Origin of the sequence: Paraburkholderia phenoliruptrix (assembly GCF_047325075.1) — a bacterium.
In the GTDB taxonomy this organism is placed as follows: Bacteria; Pseudomonadota; Gammaproteobacteria; order Burkholderiales; family Burkholderiaceae; genus Paraburkholderia; species Paraburkholderia phenoliruptrix.
The window spans coordinates 1,430,613-1,451,180 of the sequence record NZ_CP168530.1; the positions used below are offsets into that span (position 1 = coordinate 1,430,613).

The window sequence follows — 20,568 nt, forward strand, 5'->3', positions numbered from 1 at the left end:
TCGACCGGCATTACTCGATGTTGAAATTCATGAGCGACGAGAGCAGACGGCAGCCGCACGTGCAGCGGTAATGGTGGAAGGCAACCTCCTTGCCGTCGCGATCAGGAAATTTGGCGTAGCCTTCATCAATCGTGGTCGGACCGTGCTGCTCGCAGATCGCCTCGTCGCCCTTGCGGGCGAGGGGGCGGCCCATCACCTCGAACCACGGTGAGCCGCCTGTGACTTCGCCGCCGTGTTCGAGTTTGTCGCCTTTGCGGATCGAAGATTGCATATGTGAGTAAAAAAATTGGTCGAGAATCCTGTTACTGCGCTGGTATGGCGTCGGATTTAAATTCAATACTTCGCAAGAGAGGGGGAAGAAAGCCTTCCTTCGAACTTCTCTCGTCTTGAATATTCGCGCCACCTCCGGACATACCAATCAAAACGTTCTTGCCATGAACGAAACAAAATCTCGAACCTTGAATTCCATTTTTTGAATTAATGTCGACCACAAACCCATTTGCACCGGGCACATCGATATTTTCAAAGTTCGCCAACCCGCTCTTCCGAAGTGGAGTCCATTTTTTTCCGTCGAAATCTGCTGGACACCTCAACGAATTCGCGTCCATGATATCGTGCATTTCTTGAGAAATATCGGTTTGCGCATTGTCTGGCGACCACATAAAATCTGAGGTGTTTTCGCACATAAAGCCAATCCACGGCATGTGCGCAGACGCGCGCTGCTCAAACCACCAGTCATACCCAAAATACGTTTGCGCTTGCTGAAGGAATGGGAGTTTCCGATCAGGCAGCGCAACGTCCGCGCGATATAATATTAGGTCCGGATCGTTGTATTTAATATGCTCGCCCTTTTCCAGAGTCATCGAAAACTCACAGTCGCCCATTCTTACTTGTACCGATGTTGGTCCATCTGCCGTGACGACGCTGGTGCCCACTCCCAACTTCACGGCACCGGCGGCTAATGCATCACAAGAAAAGCATGCAACAGCGAGCCAAGCAGCGACAGCAATTGCTATGTAATGCTTCACGATTCCTCCACGCGCCCGAAACCAACGGGGAAAATAGATGTGCTCCCGTCCGGCTGCGGGAAGCTAGTTACATCAAACAGGATTACCTGTGCGTTCGCGAACGCCAAAAAACGAGACTGTATGTCCCACACTGAGTTATAGTTACTACTTGGCTTGCCAGTGTTTATTGTGGCCGCGACCTTACCAAACGCTCCATTTATGTAGAAATATTTTATTCCGTGATCGGTCGAGAGCGGACTGTATTGACTGGATTGATTAGTCCAGTACCCGTCTGCGCAACCGGCTGCGCCCGACCAAGCCCAATAGCAGCCTGCGCTATCCGCTGCTTCAAATGGGTTGGCCATCGCCTCTCTTTTTGCAATAAGATCGGCCGGAATGTGCGTAGATGAATCGCTAAGGTAATGATGCAAATCGTACATCCCCTTATGGCCGTTGGGCAATGTTCTGCTTTGGTCTGCCATTTGAGTATGCTGCTTCAGGGTGTCCTCTACGGTTGCACTTACTGCAATCCCTTTAAATTTCCAATACCTAATATAATTTGTGGCGTGCGTAAGCTGAAGCATTCCTCGCCCATCCCATGGCGCGTACCAAAATGGTGATCCCTCATGGTATTTTTGGAACCATTGCGTCTCCTCTGTTGCATTTCCGAAGAAGGAGGCCATACGCACGGGCGATTGAATCCCGTATTTGCGGATCGCCTTGTTGAGTTCCAAACGTCTCTGAATGGAACTCGAATTGTCTGCTGCCAACATGGAAGCAGCCCAACTAAGGCGTACCGGTTGCCACTTCCACGGCGTGGCTTTTTGCACGACATTTTTGGGAAGCAGATGCTGAAGTTCTAGGCGACTTAGCCATCCACACTTTCTGAAGTGGCGAATAAACGCCAGCGGATGGAAGAACCAGAGTTCCTTCCCGGCAAGCGGCGTCTTGTCCAGAAACTGGAACTTGGCCAGGAAATCGGTGAACTTGGTGTACCCATCAGGGTTGGTGTCTTTCTGCTTGCCAAAGAAACCATACGGATCGTTCAGGTCCTTGTACCGCTCCTCGTTGTTGGACGGATCCCACTCGCTACGCGCCTTGAACACCATCCCCCGGAGCTTCTCATTCACGCCATCCGTGTTCTGCACATAGCTGGCAAGCTGCAGGTTGACCTCGTTGTTATTGTTCGGATCGGCTTCGAGCGGCTGCGCCGACGGCAGCGAATCCTGAATGCCGGTCAACCCGCAAAGCGTGGCGTAATCACAGCGCCCGGCGTCGTTGAACGGCGTGTTGTCGCCATCGATCTTTTGCCACCCCGTGAAGAACGGAAAATCTGCGTCAGACAGCTTCTTGATTGCATCCGGCGCGATGTTGACATAGCCCAGCGTGCCGCTCTCGTCGAACGGCACTGCGATCCAGGTGGCGCAAGCCGCCCCCGTCAGCGTTGGATGGTCCGACAGAATGCGCCCAAACCGCAGCATTTCATAGCCATCACTCGGACACGCCGGATAAAGCGCCATCGCGCGGTCGTACAGGTCGTATTCGTAGCGTTTTTGGGCGCTGTCATACGGGTCCGCAATCGGGTCGGGCGTGAGCAGCGTCACATTGCCACTGCCCGCCTTATCGATCCACGCGCGCGTAAAGCGCTGCCCCTTGTTAAACCATGCCTCGACATAGAGCGTATCGCCCGCGCCAAGCGAGCCGCCGGGCACGCGGGGAAACCACTTCTCGTCCACGTTTGCTGGTTGCGGATAGAACTCCTGCGGCCCGGAAATAACGAAATAGCTGTGCCCCCAGTAATCGCTCGTCGTCAGCTGAGCCGGTTTCTTCACCCCGATCTGTACCTTGTCGAACCAGGCCGTGAAATCGCCGTCCGCCATGAAGATTTCGAAGTGCAGATGCGCCACGCCCTGATGCTGGCCGACGTAGCCAAGCATGTCCTTGCGGTATACCTTCTTCGTGCCGCCCATCTGGACGACGCCGTCCTTGCCCCCCGCCGTATCGAGCAGCCACCTGGGTAACGCGTTCGCCGAGCCTGTCTCTGGCGGATCGTTAGGTTGGGGGACGGTGTGCTCCTGGCTGGTCATGTCCAGCAGGTGCATGTAGAGCGAGTAATACGTGATCGTGCGTCCGTCGCCCGCGTCGGTCTTGTGCCGCAGCAAAACGAAGCCGGCGTTCGAGTTCAGCAAAGGCTGGCCGGTTTGAGGGTCCACCGTGCCATCCGAGACGGCGTCCCTGGAGACCCGATACGCGACAACATCCCCATCGGCGATTGCACGCACCGGCTCTGCCTGGCCCGCGCCCTGCGCGCGAGGATTCAGATGGATGGCGCAATGAGAACGCCGGTCGAAGGTAACCGGCCAGGCCCCGTGATGGCCGATCTCGAACTGGTCGATGAGGTCCATCATGGGGTCCGGTTTCGAAACGTCGTTGGCCGTCAGGCCCGACGCCGGAAGAAAGGGAGGGCTGATGATCATGGCTTCAGTGGGATGACGAATACGTGTCGGAAATCTTCAGGCTGCTTTTCGGCAGGGACGGCAACCGGGTCGGCACGTTGTCGGGGCCAACGAACGTGAACGAGGCTGCCTTGATGGTGAATGAGCCGGGACAGTAGAACGTCATGTTGCCGCCCTCGATCTCAAGCGACGCCCCACCGCTGTTAAGCGCGATCTTCGACTTCGCCGACACCTGCACGTCGGCACTTTCGCTGGCCATCCGTACCTGCTGCTTCGCGAACAGGTCCATGCCGTCAGTGAGCGCCGAGGCCGTGAACTTGCCCTTCGCAGCGGTGAGGTTGATGCCGAGCTTGTGCGCGCACAGCGAGATCATCCCGCCCACCGCCATGCGCAGGCGCTGGACGACACTCACGTCCATGTCCTGGCCTGCCGTCACGATCGCGTTTTGTCCCGCCGAGTGCTGCATCGATTTCGGCGTCACGAACGCCATGCCGCCGGGGGCGCTCGCGAGCAACCCCGCGTCGCGCAGCTGGTTCAGGCCGTCGAGCAGCGCGGACTGTGCGGCACGATCGGCAGGATCGGCCCCAGCCTGCGTGGTCGCCGATGCCAGATCCGTCACACGTTGCAGGGCCGCCTTGAGCTGCGCGATGGCAGCGGGCATGTCCAGGTGCGGCGTGTCGGCCCCGGCTGCTGCGTCCGCCGAAAAAAACAGCCCCTTCGCTGCGCGCATGGTCGCCCACGCCTGGGTCGTCGCCTCGTAGCCCGTCCCGCGCGGGAGCTTTTTGCTATTGAGCAAATAACCGAGGTTCACCGCCGACTGGCTGTACACGGTCGCAAGCCGTGCGCTTTCTTTGTCCTTCAGATCGTTGAAAACGACCTCAGCACCGAGCAATGGAGAGCGCCAGATGGCATAGCTATACAACGCATCCGTGTCCCGAACGGGATCGCGGTGCGCATAGTCATGCAGGGCGCCGGTGATATGCATGCGGTCCACGTCCGCGTGCGCCCCCTCCAGCAGCACCTCGGTTCCCGGTAGCAGCGGCGAGTGCAAACCGCCTTGGTCCGATGACGAGACACGCACCAGGCGCAGTTTCAGCAGTTGCCGGTCGGTGTTGCCCGCACCCTGCAGGAACTTCGGCAGGACGGGATAACGGCCGTACTCGTCCATACACCCGTAAGGCGTCGAATCAAAGGTTGTGACGACGCCTACGATGGGACCTTTCAGAAAACGCCAGTCTCGCTCGTAGTCAAAACGCGGACAGTACGTCAGATGCGCAGGCATCGCCTTGAAGCGGGTGTGTGCCGGTTTCGTTCGACTGCCTTTCATAACCATCGACGTGATCACGAACCCGTATTCGGCGCGTGGCACCTTCACATTGGTCGTTTTCATGACGACGCCCGGCGCAATCCCAAGGGCGTTCGTCGTGCCGGAGAGCGTCACCTGGCGCGCGATCTGTTCGTCACGCCGCGTCTCCGAGAGTGCCTCGCCCTGCTGCTGCGTCAGGTGGAACTCCGCGCTGCGGCTGACCTGTCCGAACACCGATCGGTCGTCGGCTTCACTGGAGACGTTCGCCGTCGCCCGTAACGGATCGTCCGGCGTGCGGTAGTTGCGCTCGTACAGTTCGATCGTGGCGGGCACGAGGGTACGTGCGTCATTGAGCGACAGCACCGCCTCGTGGCACCCAGCCGAGAGGCCCGAATCCGGGATGAGCGGGACATCGATAGAACGGATATAAGCGCGCGGATTATTGGCAAAGACGATCGTATCGAGCTGGCCGCTCTTGCCTCGGCCCTGCTTGTAGAACCAGAAAACGCCCTTACGGCGGCAGTGCCGAGTGATGAAGTTCCATAAGGACTCTTCGTACATCACCACTTCTTCCATCTTCTCCAGCAGCCCTTCGATCTGGAACTCCACGTCGACGGCGTCGAAGTTCTTGCGATCAACCAGCGCCTGTCTGATCATCTCCTGCAGCGTCACGTCCTTGAAGGTGTCTGACTTGACGATCCGCTTGCAGAGAGCGGCAAAGCGCGGCTCGATGCGCAGCCGGTAGGTGGCTTCGTCGCGGCTCACGCCGATACGCTCGATGCGCGTGATCACGCCGTTGAAGGTGGCAGCTTCATGATCGACAGGTTTGACATAGCTGACCGAGGGCACGGCCACGCGCTCGTCGATCTGCAGCCCCGCGCGCCGTCCGACGTACTGCTTGCCGTCGAGATCGAGCTGCGACGAAGTCACGGTAACATCAGCCGTATAGTCCTTGCAGAATCCCCCGCGCACCCTGAACTTGACGACGTCGAAATCGTGTTCGGATATCCCGACCCAAACCCGCAGACGCTGACTGAGACGCGCACTCGGGTGGCGCAGCGCATCGGCGAAACTTCTGGTCACTGCATTCATACACACATCCCATTCCGGTTGAAAGGCGCGGGGTGAAATCGTTGCATTCGCAGCTATCGGCACTGAAATTTAGGGGTTGCACCAGAAAAACGTCAATCGAATTGGACAGAGACGTCGGAATCAATCCACGTTTATGTTAAGCAAGGTCAAATTCGATGCATCCCATTTATTGAGATGCGATTGAGTGATAGAAGGCTGCGCGAACGAGTGGAAGGGCGTACCGTGCACGCATTTTCAGTGAGCGGTGTTAGCACCGACTGCCGAGCTTGATGACTCTCGATCCGCCTCACTTCCGACGTCGATATGCCCGGCCCCGATAGCCTGACCTCGCCACGCAGGGGGACCATCCCATTTGATCGTAATTCCCGCTTCGGACAGTTTTGAACAAGCTCGTGGCCCCTGTACTGCTGGCGACGAATAGCCTGCGGATAGAGCCGGAGAATGGATTTCAGTGCCGTAGATTTGCCGATCCCGCTCAGCCCCACGACGCTCAGTGTGGATGCGGTCGGTCGAACCTCCACAACGAAGGTCGCGACAGCGCTCGCCTTTTCCTATGCATTATGTGTTGCGGTCATTGGGCCGCGTCATGAGCGCGCGCCCGTTTCTTGCCTGCATCGCCAGCCGCGCAAGCGAACAGGCGGCACTCCACAGTATCGGCCAAAACGGCGAATTTTTTGAAGCGCAGCGTGCGCAAACGCGCATTTGGGAATCGATGCCGGGCGTGTCACGGTGGCAATTCACATAATCTGGGTGTACTGCAGCCCGCCCAGACGACTCGTTGTTCGAACGAATTTCGTGAGGTGGTTAATACCTTCCTGTCCCGGCACATACCTATTGTTGACGCAAAATATGAACAGCTTCGATACCAGCATCGAGACTTTCTTGAGCGGATTCAATGCCTGCGCACTGTGCAACCATGCGGTGCAAGCCATCGCGGATATGTACACCTTCAAGGGCCTCGTCCTGATCCCGGTGCTGTGGTGGATATGGTTTCAGTCGTCGGAGCGCCGCGAATGGCGGCGGGAAGTCGTCATTGCGACAGCCGTAAGCGGGCTTCTCGCTCTTCTCGTGGGAAGGCTCCTCGCGCATTTCCTGCCGTTCAGGACGCGCCCCGCGTTTACTCCCGAACTACACCTTCATTTTCCATTTGTCCCGCAACAGGAGAGCATGCTGTCCGCGTGGAGTTCGTTTCCGAGCGACCATGCCATGCTGTGGATGTCGATTGCGGTCGGCATTTTTATTATTTCGCGCCGGGTCGGGACGCTGGCGCTGCTCTACGTCATCCTCTTCATCTGCCTGCCGCGCGCCTACCTCGGCTTTCATTATCCAACTGACCTGTTGGCCGGTGCGGCCATTGGCATCGTCATCACTTACATCATGACGCGCGACGCGGTAAGAAGCCGCTATGCGCCGCATGCACTGCGTTGGATCGAGCGCTACCCCGGACTGTCAGCGATGCTCGGTTTTGTGCTGTGTCTGGAGCTGGTTACTCAGTTCGACGAAATCAGAACCTTCGCGACATCGGTGTTTAAAGTCGTTTGATTTGTCTGTTGTCCGTAAGCATAACGAAATGACCAGCGAATAGCGCGCGGTGAAAGGTGTGCCGGCGCGCACGGACTGAACGCTTCCAATAGCCTGAGAGGAACCTCGATGATTGATCGGCAACGAATCGCTCAGGGCGCCAAGCCATTGCATCTGTGGGGCGTGTGGTTCGTAGCCACTCTCGTAGCTTCTTCACCGCTCTTCGTCACTTCGATTCCGCCGTTGGGTCAGCACTTTTATAACATCGTCAGAATAGACATTCTGTCGCGTCCGGACGTCTACGCAGGCAACTTCGTCGTTCACTGGGACGCCTTGCCCGATCTCGCGATGGACTTGACGCTCCCATGGATTGCACGGCTCATGCCGGTGGAATGGGCGGCGTGGTGGTTTATTGTTGTCGAGCTCGCGTTGCTCACGTCGGGTTGCCTCGTGTTGAGCCGTGCGGTCAATGGCCGCTGGACGTGGTTCCCGCTGACAAGTTTCCTGCTGCTTTACAACTGGATCCTGATACGCGGTTACGACAACTTCCTCTTCGGTGTGGGTCTTTGCTTGTGGGCGATTGCTCTGCACGTGGCGCTGCGCCAGGCAACGCTCGTGCGGATCGCCGTCTCGTCATGCAGCGCGCTTCTGATCTATTTCTGCCATCTGTTTCCACTCGCGGTTTTCGCGCTCGTGACAGGAACCTGGGAGCTAGGCTGTCTGCTGCAGGAGGGCAGGCTGCGCGGCAGTTCGCTCGCGAGGCATGCGAGCGCAAGCCTCGTTCCGTTGATCGTGCCGTTTGTACTGCTCGCACACAGCAGTACCGGCGGTCTTCGCGGGTCGATTGACTTTGGCTTCGTTCATATCTTTGCCAAGGTGAGCCGTTGGCTCGATGTATTCGCGGTGGGTAATCCGCGGGCCGATGTCGCGATTCTGGTAGCGCTCGTCGTGACCTTAGTCGCCGGCTTTCTGCTGAGATGGTGGACGTGCAGGCCCGAGTGCCGGATAACGCTCATCGCGCTGCCAGTGGTCGCGTTATTTGCGCCGTTTTCGGCATTTGCCTCGTACGGTGTTGTCGAGCGATGCGCATTGAGCTTTGCATTTCTGCTCACTGCGCTGGTCGATGTGCGCGCGTCTGCACCGCGGCTGCAACGTATCGGCGCTGTGGCGCTTGCCATTGTGTTCGTGTTCCGCATTGCGACGGTGACCTCCGACTGGCGTGCGGCCAAGCCCGGCATTCAGGCATACAGGGACACGTTTGCGTCGTTGAAGTCGGGATCGGTGCTCCTCCAGTACAAACAGGATACGACATACCCGTCGCCGAGAACCGCGCCTGACCGCTGGAATCCGTATCTGGACAAAGTCGTCGCACTCGCGACGCTCGACGGTATTCTGGTGCCGGACCTCTATTTGAAAGCCGGCCAGCAGCCCGTGCTTTATCGCAGCGAAAATGCGGCGTTAAGGAAGTTCCAGGACGATATCGAGAACGGCGACAATGCTTTCCGCGCAGACGATCGCATGTTGCGCGCATGGGCGGCGGAGTTGCAGAACAGATTTCCGGATCTTCACAGCCGGTTCACGGAAGTCTATCTCGCCGTCTTCGATCCGCGCCGACGCCTTTCCGAAACGCTGGCCGGCTGGCAGCTTGTCGCGACCCTACCGGAGCATCGGCTTTACCGCATGCTTCCATGATGCTTGCGAGATATGTTCCATTTCACTATCGCGCGATCGTCATGAACGATCTAGCCCGACACAGGCGGGTCGCCTTGGGTGTTGCAGCGACCCGCCTGAAAGCGTGAGTGGCCCGCAAGCGCACATGACTCCTGCTAGTGCGTGGAGAATACCGATATCCCGCCGTTCGGAAAACCAGCCGCACCGCCCTGGAAGGGAACGTACACTTGCCCCAGCGTACTGTCGACAGCGACGGAGTGCGCGCCTGTGCCGACCGGAACCTTAAAGAGCAATTGTCGCGATGCACCGTCTATTACGCCCATCTGCGGACTGAATCCCGAGGAAGCCGCCGTGCCGCTTGTCACGTAATGCCGCGCCGGCAGGAAATAGCGGTTGGAAACCGGGTCGTAGTCGACCTGATCTACGCCGCCGAATGGCACCGTGGCCCGGATTGCCCCGCTCGTGCGGTCAAGAATCAGCGTGATCAGCGGATCGCCCGGCGATGGGTCGCATCCAACCAGTACGTCGTTATTCGGCCCGAGTACGATGCCCGTCGGCGCGCATTTGCCGAGCGGAAACGATTTGCTCACTGAAGGATTGCCGGCCGCCGCGGAACTCGCGCTAATCACATCGAGCTCTCCGTCGGGATTGGCCGCGGTTCCGTCGTTGTTGATGAGGAAATTCCTCGAGCGGGAGTCGTACGTGCAGGCCTCGAGTCCCGATGAACCGTTGAAAGGCAGTTTGACGACGACCTGTTGGGTCTGCGTCGAAATGAAGGTGACAAATGGCGGCGATTCTCCCGGACTCGCAAACATCACGAGATGATCGTCCGGGTCGTAACAACCTTCATCCACGCGTGATCCCGAACTGCTGATGGCAATGGTATTGATGGTTTTTCTCGCAGACGTGTCGATGACCTTCACCGAGCCGACGTCGCCCACGTAAATGGTGTGGGTGCCGGTAATGCCGACGATTCCGTCAGGACCAGACGCATCTGTCGTTGCACCTATGCCGGCGAACGGTCCAGGAATTTGCGCGACCAGCGTGTTGGATTTCGTATCGACGACATCGACTGCCTTGTTATTGCGGTCCGCCAGAAAGTAGTTGCCGGCCTCCACATAGCCGATATCGAAACTGAATGATGGGCTCGAAGCATTCGGAACCACGATATTCGTCACAAGCTTCGGCGGCGTGGGGCTGCTCACGTTGTCTCCTCCTCCGCAGCCGGCCAACGCAGCCACACCGACCAGCATCAGGGCGATCAGGCGCTTTTCCATACTCGTCTCCTTTCCATTATTAGCCCAGATACTCATTCCTTAAGGAATCTTAAGAAATGGTAGATGGGGTCTGTCAATACGCTTCACACAATGGGCGTCTGAAGGGCAATCGGAAAGTAAAAGTTATTTATGGTCTGCATTGGGGGGACGCTATACGTGTAACCCGATTTGAAGCTTCACAGAGTGGAGGTGCTTGGTCCCATTTCGCGGTCCTGGAGCCCGTCTCATGGAATTCCCCTAAGAAAACCGGGGTGCGATGAAAGCGGAGAGAAGGATTTGTCCTCTCATAATCGCGCCGTGAATACATGGTGAACGTAAGCGATGAGAGGGGCATCGACCCTCCTGAGGCATCAGCGAAACTGTCGATTCGCCTCACACATCACAACATTTTGCTTTCATATCAGCTTGCATTCAGCTTGTCGTGGCGATATGAGAAGCCAATTGAAAGCGTGGCAGGCGCGCGAACGACGCGAGGAAAAGTGAATCATGATGCGAAGCCTGCGCGCGCGGCTGCTTGCGTGGCTACTGGTGCCGGTTGCCGCGTTTATGTTCGTCACTGGGCTTATGTCGTATGACGCGGCTCGCGAGACTGCCAGCCTTCTGCAGGACAACGCCTTATTTGCGTCAGCGCGAATCATCGGAGAAGACGTCAATTGGGAAGAGGGGGAACTGATCGCAAGGATCCCGCCGGCCGCACTTGAGATGTTCGAGTCGCCGTACCAGGACCAGGTGTTCTACCGAGTGGTGAAGGGGCGAGCGCGCCTGCTCGGAGGCAATCCGGATCTTGCGCTGCCTGCGCATGCAAGCCAGGGGCCCGTGTTTTACGACACGATGCTCGACGGCCACCGCGTTCGCGCGGTCGCATACGAGCGCGAGTTGTACGACTCGGGCGCAACCGAGCCGGTGACGGTTGTCGTGGGCAAGACCCAGGCATCGTATCGAGCGATGCTGGAAAACCTCTGGCGTCCGCAGTTGCTGCGCGAGGGATTCATGCTCGCGCTCGTGATTGCGTTTGTACTGCTTGGGCTGACGTTCGAATTGCGGCCGCTCGTGAAGCTGAAGGACGACGTCGCCGATCGCGACGCGCTGCAACTGCAACCGGTCAATATCGAGCGCCTGCCTTCTGAGTTGCGTCCTGTGGCCGACGCGATCAATCAATGTATCGCGCGTCTGAAACTGCATGCAACGACGCAGCGCAAGTTTATTGCCGACGCCGCGCATCAGCTGCGTACGCCGCTCGCACTGCTTGGAACGCAGGTTCAGTGCGCCCGCCCGTGCGGACGTTGCGGCCCGCTGCTGACCGATGCGCTGGCGGGCATCCGCCGCAGCACCGCGAAGATGACCGGGATGACGAATCAGTTGCTGATGCTGGCGCAGGCCGAGTCGTCGCCGCGTGACAGCACCCCTGCCAAAGTCGACGTCGCCGCTGTCGTCTCATGCGTGCTGGAGGATCTCGTTGACGCCGCACAGCGGCGCGGGATCGATATCGGCGCGGAGTTGGACGGCGAGGCGTACATTGCGGGCAGTTCGATGCTGTTGACTGCTCTCGTTTCAAACCTTGTCGATAACGCCATTCGCTATACGCAGAAGGGCGGACGGGTCACCGCAACATGCCGGACAGAGGGCGGCGAGGTCGTAGTGCAGGTTATCGACAACGGGCCCGGCATTCCGGCCGAGGCGCGCGCCCATGTCTTCGAGCGCTTCTATCGTGGGACGACCGATGCAGAAGGAACGGGACTGGGTTTATCGATTGTGCGCGAAGTTGCGCACTCGCATGGTGGAACCGTCGAATTGGAACCGGTGGCCGGGCGTACCGGTCTCGTCGTGACGGTTCGAGTGCCGAAGTGGCGCGATTGAGAAAAGTGCGATGAAGCTACTACTGGTTGAAGACAACACGGAGCTTGCGCATTGGATCGCTAACCTGCTGCGCCTCGAGAACTTCGCAGTGGACAGTGTTCCGGATGGCGAGTGTGCCGATGTAGTGCTTACGACACAACGCTACGACGTCGTCGTGCTCGATCTTCGGCTGCCGCGAATGGATGGTCGCGAGGTACTCGCGCGTTTGCGCCGCCGCGGCGACAACGTGCCGGTCATCATGCTGACGGCGCACGGTTCGACCGACGACAAGGTTGATTGTTTCAGCACGGGTGCGGACGACTATGTCGTCAAGCCGTTTGACGCCCGCGAACTGGTCGCGCGTATCAAGGCGCTGATTCGCCGGCAATCGGGCGGCATGTCGTCGTGCCTCACGTGTGGTGACCTGCAATACCTATCCGATACGCGGGAGTTCTTTCACAACGACGCACGACTCGCGCTGCGGCGCCGCGAGCATACGGTGCTGGAAACTTTGATGTTGCGAAAGGGCAAGACGGTATCGAAAGCCGTGCTGATGGAGAGCGTGTTCAGCCTGGATGACGAGCCGAGTGCCGACGCCATCGACATCTATATCCACCGGCTGCGCAAACATCTCTCCAATTCCAGCGCGCAAATCACCACGCTGCGCGGCCTCGGCTACATTCTCCGGCCGAAAGAGTTCGAATAGCCTGGACGAGGAGCAGAGTTATCGGATGAATCGGTAAATCCACTTAGTTGTACAAAAGGTACAGGAAAGGAGGGTGAAGGATTCGGATCGCTACGATTCGTCCATTAGGTGCCGTATGGCGCTAAACGATCAGAAAAGCCGCGCACGCGCGAGCAGAGAAGGCAGATTTTCAACGCAGCAACTTGAGGAGACGAACTTGAAGAAAAGATACCTGACGCTGGCTGTCGCAGCCGGTGTTTGCGGGGCAACGGGCGCGCATGCGCAATCGAGCGTGCAGCTGTACGGGCTGATGGACCTGAGCGTGCCGACTTATCAGTCGCATGCGAATGCCAAGGGAGATCACGTCATCGGTATGGGTATTGATGGCGAGCCGTGGTTCAGCGGCAGCCGGTGGGGCTTGAGGGGCGCAGAAGATATCGGCGGCGGATCGAAGATCATCTTCAGGCTCGAAAGCGAATACGTCGTGGCTAACGGCGAAATGGAAGATCCCGGTCAGATCTTCGACCGCGACGCGTGGGTGGGTATCGAGAACGATGCCTTCGGCAAGATTACGGCAGGGTTTCAGAACACCATTGCCCGCGACGCCGCGGCGATTTACGGCGACCCTTACGGCAGCGCGCGCCTGACGACGGAAGAGGGCGGCTGGACCAACTCCAACAACTTCAAGCAGATGATCTTTTACGCGGCCAGCGCGACCGGCACCCGGTACACCAACGGCGTGGCGTGGAAGAAGCTCTTCAATAACGGTATTTTCGCCAGCGCGGGTTACGCATTCGGTAACTCGACCAGCTTCGGTTCCAACTCCAACTATCAGGCAGCGCTGGGTTACAACGGCGGCCCCTTCAACGTGTCGGCCTTCTATAGCCACGTGAATCGCGCCGGCATCACCAACCAGTCGTATTCGGTGGGTGGCAACTACACGTTCGGCATTCTGCGCGCCAACGCGGGCTATTTCCGGTATCTGGGCAACCAGGGCGCACTCGGTCAACGTCAGGACAACGCGTGGACTGTGTCGCTCAAGCTGTCGCCCAAGGGCCCGTTCGATTATGAACTCGGCTATCAGCAGATGCGCGTGAAGAACGCGGCGTATAACGCGGACGGCAACATTCCCAACGCGAACATCGGCGCATTCGATCCGACCTCGGGCCTGCACAACGGCTACAAGGAAACGCTCTACTGGTCCGGGTTCTATCACCTGTCCAAGCGTACTGAGGTGTATCTGGCCGGCGACTACATGAGGCTGCACGGCGGCTATACAGTTGGCAGCACATTCGGTGCGACGAACCAGCTCGAATTGACGACGGGTGTTCGCACGCGCTTCTGATCGTTCAGCACTCACGCGCCGGCGGGCCGGCGATGAGCGCATTCCTCGCATTTCCTTTAAAGCGGCGAACCGTGGGTTCGCCGCTTTGTTCTCCTACCACCAAAAGGTTATGGAAACCTTAAGGGCGCGCGCAATTCACGCCAATTGCCAGTGTGCGACCGGCACCGCAACGGCGTTATAAAACCGAAAGCACCGATTCATCTGGAGGACTTAAAGTCACTGCACATTTGCGTCCGTATTACCGATTCTTTCGCGACCATGCCAAAAGGACAGACATGAAGACGATCAGGAGATGGATGCGGGTGCATGCAGCAATTGGCGCCGGAGTTGTGCTAGGTGGCCTCTATTCGCAAGGCGCCGCTGCGCACAACGGTCAGGACGACGGGCATCCGCATGATGCGGTGAAGCACGTATTGCTGATCAGTTTCGACGGTTTGCATGAGCAGGATGTGGCGCGTTGCATCAACTCGAACGCCTGCCCTAATCTCGCGTTGCTGGCCAAAGCCGGGACGACCTATACGAATGCCTATACGCCGGGTCTTTCGGACTCGTTTCCGGGGCTCGCGGCGTTGGTGACCGGCGGCTCGCCCAAAACGGCGGGTCTTTTCTACGATGTGTCGTACGACCGCACGCTCTACGCTCCTTCCGATACCAGCTGTACAGGCAAGCAGGGTTGGAATGTCGTGTTCGACGAGACGACCGGCATCGACGCGGAGAACGGCGGTGCACTGACGCACCTGAACGGCGGGGGCGCATTCAATCCGCAGGCGATTCCCCATGCGCTTGTCAACGGCGTATGCCAGTCCGTCTATCCCCACAACTATGTGCAGACCAACACGATCTTCGAAGTGGTCAAGCAGAACCTGACCGGCGCTCGTACGGCATGGGCGGATAAGCACGCGTGGGGCTACGACTGGTTGAATGGGCCATCGGGCGCAGGGGTCGACGACCTCTCGCGCACGGAGATCAACTCGATTGATCCGGCCACCAACACCGACTACACCGACCGCTACACGCACACGGAAAGCTTCGACAATCTGCACGTGCAGTCGCTTATCGACGAGATCGACGGAAAGGATTCGACAGGTCAGTCGAGCGCAAGTGTGCCCACGGTGTTCGGCGCCAACTTCCAGACGCTGAGCGTGGCGCAAAAAGCGCCGGTCGCGAAGGGCGGCGGCTACCTGGATGCGAGCTTCACGCCCGGGCCGCAGGTGAGCGCCGCGATTGCCTATCTGGATGGCGCATTGGGCCGGATCGTGTCCGAACTGAAACAGCAGAACCTTTATTCGTCGACGGCGATCATCGTGACGGCCAAGCATGGACAGTCCCCGACCGATCGCTCGAAGCTCGTCAAGAACGGCGACACGCTCACGAAGTTGCTTGAAGCGAATAACTATCTTGATGCGAACGGTAACTTCGGGCAGGCCAATACGAAGAGCGGCAACCTCAATGACGGGACGGGCCTCGTCGATACCGGCATGGTGCAAACCGACGATGTGGGCCTCATCTGGTTGCGCGACCAGCGCCAGCTGTCCGCTGTGGTGAAAACGCTGAAGGACAACCTGGGCTGCAATGCACCGGGTATTTGCGCGGATGGACCGAACGCATACATCCTTTACGGACCGCAACTGGCGGCAAAGTTCGGCGATCCGGCTCGCGGACGCACACCCGACATCGTAGTACAGCCCAATCCGGGCGTCATTTACACGTCGAGCACGTCAAAGGACGAAGAGCACGGCGGCAATGCGCCGGACGACAGCCATCTCGGCCTCGTGGTCTATACGCCGCGCGCGCATCACGCGGGGCAGATCGTCGACGAGCGTGTAGTGACGACGCAGGTGGCCCCCACGATCCTGCGCATGCTCGGTCTTGCTCCTGAGTTGCTGCATTCTGTTGCACGCGAAGGAACGCGGGCGCTACCCGGCCTGGAACGCGAGCACTTCTAGGCGCGGTATTTTCTCTTTGGTTTGATGGGCGCGTCCGTTGCTGCAGCGCAGACTGCAGCAACGGACGTGCCGCCCACTGGCCCCGTCCGCGGCAAATGGATGGGGCGTAGTCATTCGGGCGCATTTTCGCTACTGTGTGATTTCGAGTGCAGGCGATTGTACGAGCGGGTCATTGTGCCCCTGTGCCGTCAAAGGTGGCGCGCGACACGTGCAATACGTCTGATGAATGCGTCCGCAAGACACCGCGATTGCACGCACGACGGCACACCGCGGAGACGAGATCATGTGGGGCGACTGGAAAGTCCGCGTCAGGCTGTTCGTGCAGCGCTTCTGGCAACCGACCAGCGCGTGCATGACCTGCATGCCGGGCAGCTGGACCAATGTTCTGAGCGTGGGTCACTGGGCCATCGCGCTTCAGACAGGGCTATTCACCGGCATTCTGGCGGTCCTTCTGACGTTCACTCCTGCGAGAAAGCTCTACGCACATCGGTACGGCAATGCACTTATCGTAGGCTGCCTCACAGCTTTGGGCGATGCCTACTCGCACCGCAGTCACTATCGCATTCCCATTGTCGAGCATCTGCTGACCGGCGTGATGTCGGGTTTGATCGCGCTGGCCGCTTCCTATCTGCTTGAAGATCGCGGGCGGAGAATTCGGGCCGTTTGGGCTCGCGTGTTCGGATAAGCCGTTCCTGAACTGCACCGTTAGAAGAGCCCCGTTTCAGCGATAATCATGATGTACGCGAGCCACATGCGTGCTCATCCTGTGCTGATCGTCTGCGAATCGGGCCCAACCTAAATGAAACGACTGCTTATCGCTGCACTAGCCGCCACCTGTCTCGCGAGTTCCCTTCACGCGCAAACCCACGACACAGGTCCGCTCGATACCCCCACGGGCAAACTGCAATTCGCACGCGACGGCCACGGCTTTGTTGCATTGCTTCAAAACGACGCCTTCGATCGGTTCGGTGCCAATGCGCTGACCCATTTCGACGAGTTGAATAGCGCGGACGACACCGTTGCGCGCACACTCGTGCAAACGGATGCGGGGCCCGTACTGTACGACTTGCGGCGCCGTCCACCGCTTGTGCAGCATATCGGCGCGCGTATGACAGTCAGGCGCGTGTTCTGGCAACGCGACGAGGTGGTGATGCAAGGCTCACAAGGCTGGTTCCGCTTCCAGCGCGGCGTGTTGACCAGGCTGCAGTCGTCCACGACCACGTACCATTGATTGTCCGCATGGGCGAGCCACATCCCGATTGCATCCTCGTCGCCGCCGGCAAACTCGCGCCCGCTGCTCAAGGCGCGTCGGCGACATGGCACGCGTGATCGAGCAGGCCCTCGGCTGAACCGCTGCCGTTGTTCGCATCCAGACCGCTGCTCACCAGCAGCCAGCCGTCTTTCTCTGCCGAGGGCCCCGCGCCCGTCACGAGGATGGTTTGCATCGCCATCGCATCGGCATTCGGGTTGTCGCGCGCAACGACGCGGAACGGATCGCTCGCACCGGTCAGCGCAGTCACGCGCATGATCCGGTAGCGGCTGCCGTCCAGCGTGTCCCACTGCCAGTTGCCGGGCGCGTCTTTCGAATGTCGTGCGAGCGCGTGGCTGATGTCGTCGCGCATGCAGTCGATATGAATATGCAACTGGTTCTGCGTGCGGCGGAATTGCGAATTGATTTCGATCCCTAACTGATTGTCCGGCAGCGTGCGCTTGACCGAGCGATTCACATAACCCCGTGCGGCCCATGCGTCGGCCCAATAGGCTGGCGCACGCGGCGCGAGCACGAGCGGGCTTTCGATACCGGTGACGCGGTCCGTCGGAATCAGCAGATATTGCGAACGTCCCACGATATCCTTCAGGATTGCATAGCGTTTCTCGAGATCGACCAGCGTGCATTGACCGGGCGTGCCGCTGGCCTGTTGCGAGGGCACGCAGCGGATATCGACGATTTTCCACAATGCGTCGGGATCGACGGCTGCGAGGCGGGCGCAGCCCGCAACGGCCAGGACCATGGCGAGCACGGCCGCCATTCGCCTGACGTGTTGCGCGCCGCGATGCATCATGCGGCGCTCTGGGGATGGGGACACAGGAAGCTCGCTAGCAGGTGTCGGCGGTGTCGGCGCGTGAGCGTGGGTTGTCTGTGGCAGCATCGTTTATCGGTTTCAAAGCACGGGCGGCGGGACTTCGCCGAGCAGCTGTTCCAACGCCACGCCGATGGCGAGCAGGTGCCTGTCGCTGCCGAGCGGTCCGTCCAGTTCGAGGCCGACCGGCAAGCCCTGCGCGCTGATTCCCGCCGGCAGGGACAAACCGGGAATACCGGAGGTGCTGGCGGGGTCGGTATTGCGCAGAAAGGCTTCCATGGTGTCGACAGGCGGCGCGCCGTCGATCGAAACCGTCGACGAACCGTTGATCTCGTCCATGGGCACAGCGGCGAGCCGCGTGGTCGGAAAGAGGAGCGCATCGAGCCGTTCGTCGGCAAAGGTTGCAGCCATATAGGCCTGCAAAAGCGGTCGCCAGTGATTGAGCGCGGCCTCATAGCGCGAGTCGAGCGCGCCCGCGAGCACCGCGTCATAGATCTCCCGCACGTCGGGACTCGCAATGCGCGCGGCCAGCTCCGCGACGGTCTGCACCGGCGCATGGTTGGCAACGAGCCACGCTTTTACATCGACGCGCGCTTCATGAATTGCAATCGGACCGCCGACCATGCCGTTCAGATCTTCCAGTTCGCTCATTTGAACAGGCACAAAAACGACACCCGCGGCCTCGAGCTTTTTGAGCGCGGCACGCGCGACGTCTTCGACCTGTTGCGCAAGGCCGGCCCACAGCGGCGCCGGCAAGCCGATGCGCAAGCCGTTCAGCGCGACGGCCGGCAGTGGACCGGCGCCGCTTATCACGCCGTCGAGCAGCGCGATGTCGGCAGCGCTGCGGGCCATGGGACCGACGGTATCGCGCGTGTGGCTGATCGGCACGACGGCGTCGGGGTCGTGATAGCGCCGCTCGCTGCCGCCATTGCCGACCGACGGACGAAAGCCCGCGGTGCCCGTCAACGCGGCGGGAATGCGCGTGGAGCCGCCGGTGTCGGTACCGAGCCCCGCGGGCGCAATGCGCGCTGCAATGGCCGCGGCCGTGCCGCCCGAGGAGCCGCCAGGAATCAGCGTGGGATCGTACGGATTGCGCACGGGGCCCGCGTGCGCGGCCAGGTTCGTGCTCGTGATGCCGAACGCGAGCTCATGCATATTGGCCTTGCCGAGGATAATCGCGCCCGCGTCGAGCAGGCGTTGCACCGACGGCGCATTGGCGTCCGGCACGAAGCCTTCGAGAGCGGGCGTGCCTGCGGAGGTGGGCAGCCCCACGGTATTGATGTTGTCCTTGACGACGATCGGCAAGCCGGCAAGCGGCAGTTGCGCCTTCGCTTCGGCGGATAGCGCATCGATGCGGCGTGCGGCGGCAAGGGCGCCGTCGAGGTCGATCACGGTCAGCGCGTTGAGCGTCTCTAATGCGGCTGCGCGCGCGAGCAATGTCGCGACATAATCCGTTGCTTGAAGCCGCCCCGACTGGATCGCGGCGACGGCTTGCGTTGCGCTCAACGCGAGCTGTTCATCGACGGTCCATGTCATCGCCGTGCTCCGGATGGTTCAGTGTCCGGTGCGCGCGAACGGCTGACGAGGCGCGGCGTGAAGGTGCAGTGGCGCAGGCTGTGGTGTTTCGCAACATCTGTCAATGTAGGGGGCATGGCAGGCGTACAGAGAGCGACTCGAGGTGTCGCCTATTCTGTCACAATGCCCCGACATACGGTGCCGGCGCTGCCTGTCGCCGGCACGCGTCATTTTCCATTTCGCGTCACTGGTGATTGTCGACCCACATACGTGCCCAGCGGAACGCATAGGCGAGCGCGTGCTCTTCGTCGAAGAAATAGTCGAGCGCGTCAAAGCAATAAGACTGGCGGCGGCTCGAGCTCGCTTTTTCGATGGTCAGGTTCGCGGCGAACAGCCCATTGGGCAAACGTTGCGCGGCTGGCGCGACTTCGTAGCCCTTGTAGCGGATATGTGAATTCATGGTCGTGGCGGTGAATGTGCCCGCATATTTTGCAAAGAGCCGGTACACATGACGCCTCGCGTTCGCGTTCGCGTTTGCGTCGGCATCAGGCGGCGGATGAGTCGGCGGGCAGGCTCAAGCGTAGGCCGCACTGAAGGGCCCGTGAACCAATCATTCTTCGCAAGCAAATCAGCGGGGATCCGGAACGCTCTTCAGAAGGCCGGATAACGGCGTGTTTGGCGGGTTCGCAGACACTATCGCGCGCGTCGCCCAATGAGTCTGTTATGTGCCGCACGGTGCGCATGAGCGCGAGCGCTCCCATCCGCGAATGCAAATGTAAATGCGAGGCGAGGGCGCTGGCGGGAAGCCGAACACAGTCTCAACTTGAGGG

Annotated in this window: 16 protein-coding genes; 8 read left to right on the top strand and 8 right to left on the bottom strand. The window is 59.6% G+C overall.

Features of this window, described 5'->3' with window-relative positions; genetic code table 11:
- Positions 1–10: 10 nt before the first annotated feature.
- Genes ACEN8U_RS06375 through ACEN8U_RS06390 form a run of 4 tightly spaced genes read right to left on the bottom strand, consistent with a single transcriptional unit; the run spans position 11 to position 5,861 of the window.
- On the bottom strand, positions 11–271 hold the full coding sequence (locus ACEN8U_RS06375; RefSeq protein ID WP_310112401.1) for a PAAR domain-containing protein: 261 nt from the start codon (positions 269–271) through the stop codon (positions 11–13).
- Positions 272–302: 31 nt separating this feature from the next.
- On the bottom strand, positions 303–1,028 hold the full coding sequence (locus ACEN8U_RS06380; RefSeq protein ID WP_310112403.1) for a hypothetical protein: 726 nt from the start codon (positions 1,026–1,028) through the stop codon (positions 303–305).
- Positions 1,025–3,484: a hypothetical protein gene (locus tag ACEN8U_RS06385; protein WP_413656792.1), complete on the bottom strand. Its 2,460-nt coding sequence runs from the start codon at positions 3,482–3,484 to the stop codon at positions 1,025–1,027. Before ACEN8U_RS06385 ends, ACEN8U_RS06380 begins: the two co-directional genes overlap by 4 nt.
- Positions 3,485–3,488: 4 nt before the next feature.
- Positions 3,489–5,861, bottom strand: a complete 2,373-nt coding sequence (locus ACEN8U_RS06390; protein WP_413656794.1) for a type VI secretion system Vgr family protein — start codon at positions 5,859–5,861, stop codon at positions 3,489–3,491.
- An 849-nt stretch (positions 5,862–6,710) separates the two neighbouring features.
- On the opposite strand from ACEN8U_RS06390, the gene ACEN8U_RS06395 reads away from it, so the two are divergent.
- Both ACEN8U_RS06395 and ACEN8U_RS06400 read left to right on the top strand, forming a co-directional pair.
- The gene (locus ACEN8U_RS06395; protein ID WP_013590412.1) at positions 6,711–7,403 is read left to right on the top strand and encodes a phosphatase PAP2 family protein; all 693 of its coding nucleotides are present in this window, start codon (positions 6,711–6,713) and stop codon (positions 7,401–7,403) included.
- Between the two features lie 108 nt (positions 7,404–7,511).
- Positions 7,512–9,074: a hypothetical protein gene (locus ACEN8U_RS06400; protein WP_310107347.1), complete on the top strand. Its 1,563-nt coding sequence runs from the start codon at positions 7,512–7,514 to the stop codon at positions 9,072–9,074.
- A gap of 134 nt (positions 9,075–9,208) precedes the next feature.
- Here the strand turns inward: ACEN8U_RS06400 and ACEN8U_RS06405 are convergent, their stop codons facing one another.
- Positions 9,209–10,330, bottom strand: coding sequence for a hypothetical protein (locus tag ACEN8U_RS06405; protein WP_310107350.1), 1,122 nt, complete (start codon positions 10,328–10,330; stop codon positions 9,209–9,211).
- 486 nt (positions 10,331–10,816) lie between these two features.
- On the opposite strand from ACEN8U_RS06405, the gene ACEN8U_RS06410 reads away from it, so the two are divergent.
- From ACEN8U_RS06410 to ACEN8U_RS06435, 6 genes are all read left to right on the top strand, one after another.
- The gene (locus ACEN8U_RS06410) at positions 10,817–12,187 is read left to right on the top strand and encodes a sensor histidine kinase (RefSeq protein ID WP_310107351.1); all 1,371 of its coding nucleotides are present in this window, start codon (positions 10,817–10,819) and stop codon (positions 12,185–12,187) included.
- Positions 12,188–12,197: 10 nt separating this feature from the next.
- Positions 12,198–12,872 (top strand): response regulator, encoded by a 675-nt coding sequence (locus ACEN8U_RS06415; RefSeq protein ID WP_013590408.1) that lies wholly within the window; start codon positions 12,198–12,200, stop codon positions 12,870–12,872.
- Positions 12,873–13,068: 196 nt separating this feature from the next.
- Positions 13,069–14,196, top strand: coding sequence for a porin (locus tag ACEN8U_RS06420; RefSeq protein WP_013590407.1), 1,128 nt, complete (start codon positions 13,069–13,071; stop codon positions 14,194–14,196).
- A gap of 275 nt (positions 14,197–14,471) precedes the next feature.
- Entirely contained in the window at positions 14,472–16,142 is a 1,671-nt protein-coding gene (locus tag ACEN8U_RS06425; protein ID WP_310107353.1) for an alkaline phosphatase family protein, read from the top strand.
- Between the two features lie 283 nt (positions 16,143–16,425).
- The gene (locus tag ACEN8U_RS06430) at positions 16,426–16,827 is read left to right on the top strand and encodes a hypothetical protein (RefSeq protein WP_013590405.1); all 402 of its coding nucleotides are present in this window, start codon (positions 16,426–16,428) and stop codon (positions 16,825–16,827) included.
- A gap of 114 nt (positions 16,828–16,941) precedes the next feature.
- A complete protein-coding gene (locus tag ACEN8U_RS06435; protein ID WP_310107355.1) occupies positions 16,942–17,373 on the top strand; it encodes a hypothetical protein in 432 nt (143 codons plus the stop codon).
- 67 nt (positions 17,374–17,440) lie between these two features.
- Here ACEN8U_RS06435 and ACEN8U_RS06440 read toward each other — a convergent pair whose 3' ends face one another.
- From ACEN8U_RS06440 to ACEN8U_RS06450, 3 genes are all read right to left on the bottom strand, one after another.
- Positions 17,441–18,205, bottom strand: a complete 765-nt coding sequence (locus tag ACEN8U_RS06440) for a CDP-diacylglycerol diphosphatase (RefSeq protein ID WP_310108052.1) — start codon at positions 18,203–18,205, stop codon at positions 17,441–17,443.
- A gap of 99 nt (positions 18,206–18,304) precedes the next feature.
- Positions 18,305–19,759 carry an indoleacetamide hydrolase gene (iaaH, locus tag ACEN8U_RS06445; protein ID WP_310107357.1) on the bottom strand — a complete coding sequence of 485 codons (1,455 nt, stop codon included), beginning with the start codon at positions 19,757–19,759 and terminating at the stop codon, positions 18,305–18,307.
- Positions 19,760–19,982: 223 nt separating this feature from the next.
- Positions 19,983–20,198, bottom strand: a complete 216-nt coding sequence (locus tag ACEN8U_RS06450; protein WP_013590401.1) for a hypothetical protein — start codon at positions 20,196–20,198, stop codon at positions 19,983–19,985.
- Positions 20,199–20,568 lie beyond the last annotated feature (370 nt).

Coding starts and splice junctions, on each gene's coding strand:
- ACEN8U_RS06435 (WP_310107355.1), top strand. CDS start 16,942: ATGAAACGACTGCTTATCGCTGCACTAGCCGCCACCTGTCTCGCGAGT.
- ACEN8U_RS06400 (WP_310107347.1), top strand. CDS start 7,512: ATGATTGATCGGCAACGAATCGCTCAGGGCGCCAAGCCATTGCATCTG.
- ACEN8U_RS06410 (WP_310107351.1), top strand. CDS start 10,817: ATGATGCGAAGCCTGCGCGCGCGGCTGCTTGCGTGGCTACTGGTGCCG.
- ACEN8U_RS06425 (WP_310107353.1), top strand. CDS start 14,472: ATGAAGACGATCAGGAGATGGATGCGGGTGCATGCAGCAATTGGCGCC.
- iaaH (WP_310107357.1), bottom strand. CDS start 19,759: ATGACATGGACCGTCGATGAACAGCTCGCGTTGAGCGCAACGCAAGCC.
- ACEN8U_RS06450 (WP_013590401.1), bottom strand. CDS start 20,198: ATGAATTCACATATCCGCTACAAGGGCTACGAAGTCGCGCCAGCCGCG.
- ACEN8U_RS06405 (WP_310107350.1), bottom strand. CDS start 10,330: ATGGAAAAGCGCCTGATCGCCCTGATGCTGGTCGGTGTGGCTGCGTTG.
- ACEN8U_RS06415 (WP_013590408.1), top strand. CDS start 12,198: ATGAAGCTACTACTGGTTGAAGACAACACGGAGCTTGCGCATTGGATC.
- ACEN8U_RS06375 (WP_310112401.1), bottom strand. CDS start 271: ATGCAATCTTCGATCCGCAAAGGCGACAAACTCGAACACGGCGGCGAA.
- ACEN8U_RS06395 (WP_013590412.1), top strand. CDS start 6,711: ATGAACAGCTTCGATACCAGCATCGAGACTTTCTTGAGCGGATTCAAT.
- ACEN8U_RS06440 (WP_310108052.1), bottom strand. CDS start 18,205: ATGATGCATCGCGGCGCGCAACACGTCAGGCGAATGGCGGCCGTGCTC.
- ACEN8U_RS06430 (WP_013590405.1), top strand. CDS start 16,426: ATGTGGGGCGACTGGAAAGTCCGCGTCAGGCTGTTCGTGCAGCGCTTC.
- ACEN8U_RS06390 (WP_413656794.1), bottom strand. CDS start 5,861: ATGAATGCAGTGACCAGAAGTTTCGCCGATGCGCTGCGCCACCCGAGT.
- ACEN8U_RS06385 (WP_413656792.1), bottom strand. CDS start 3,484: ATGATCATCAGCCCTCCCTTTCTTCCGGCGTCGGGCCTGACGGCCAAC.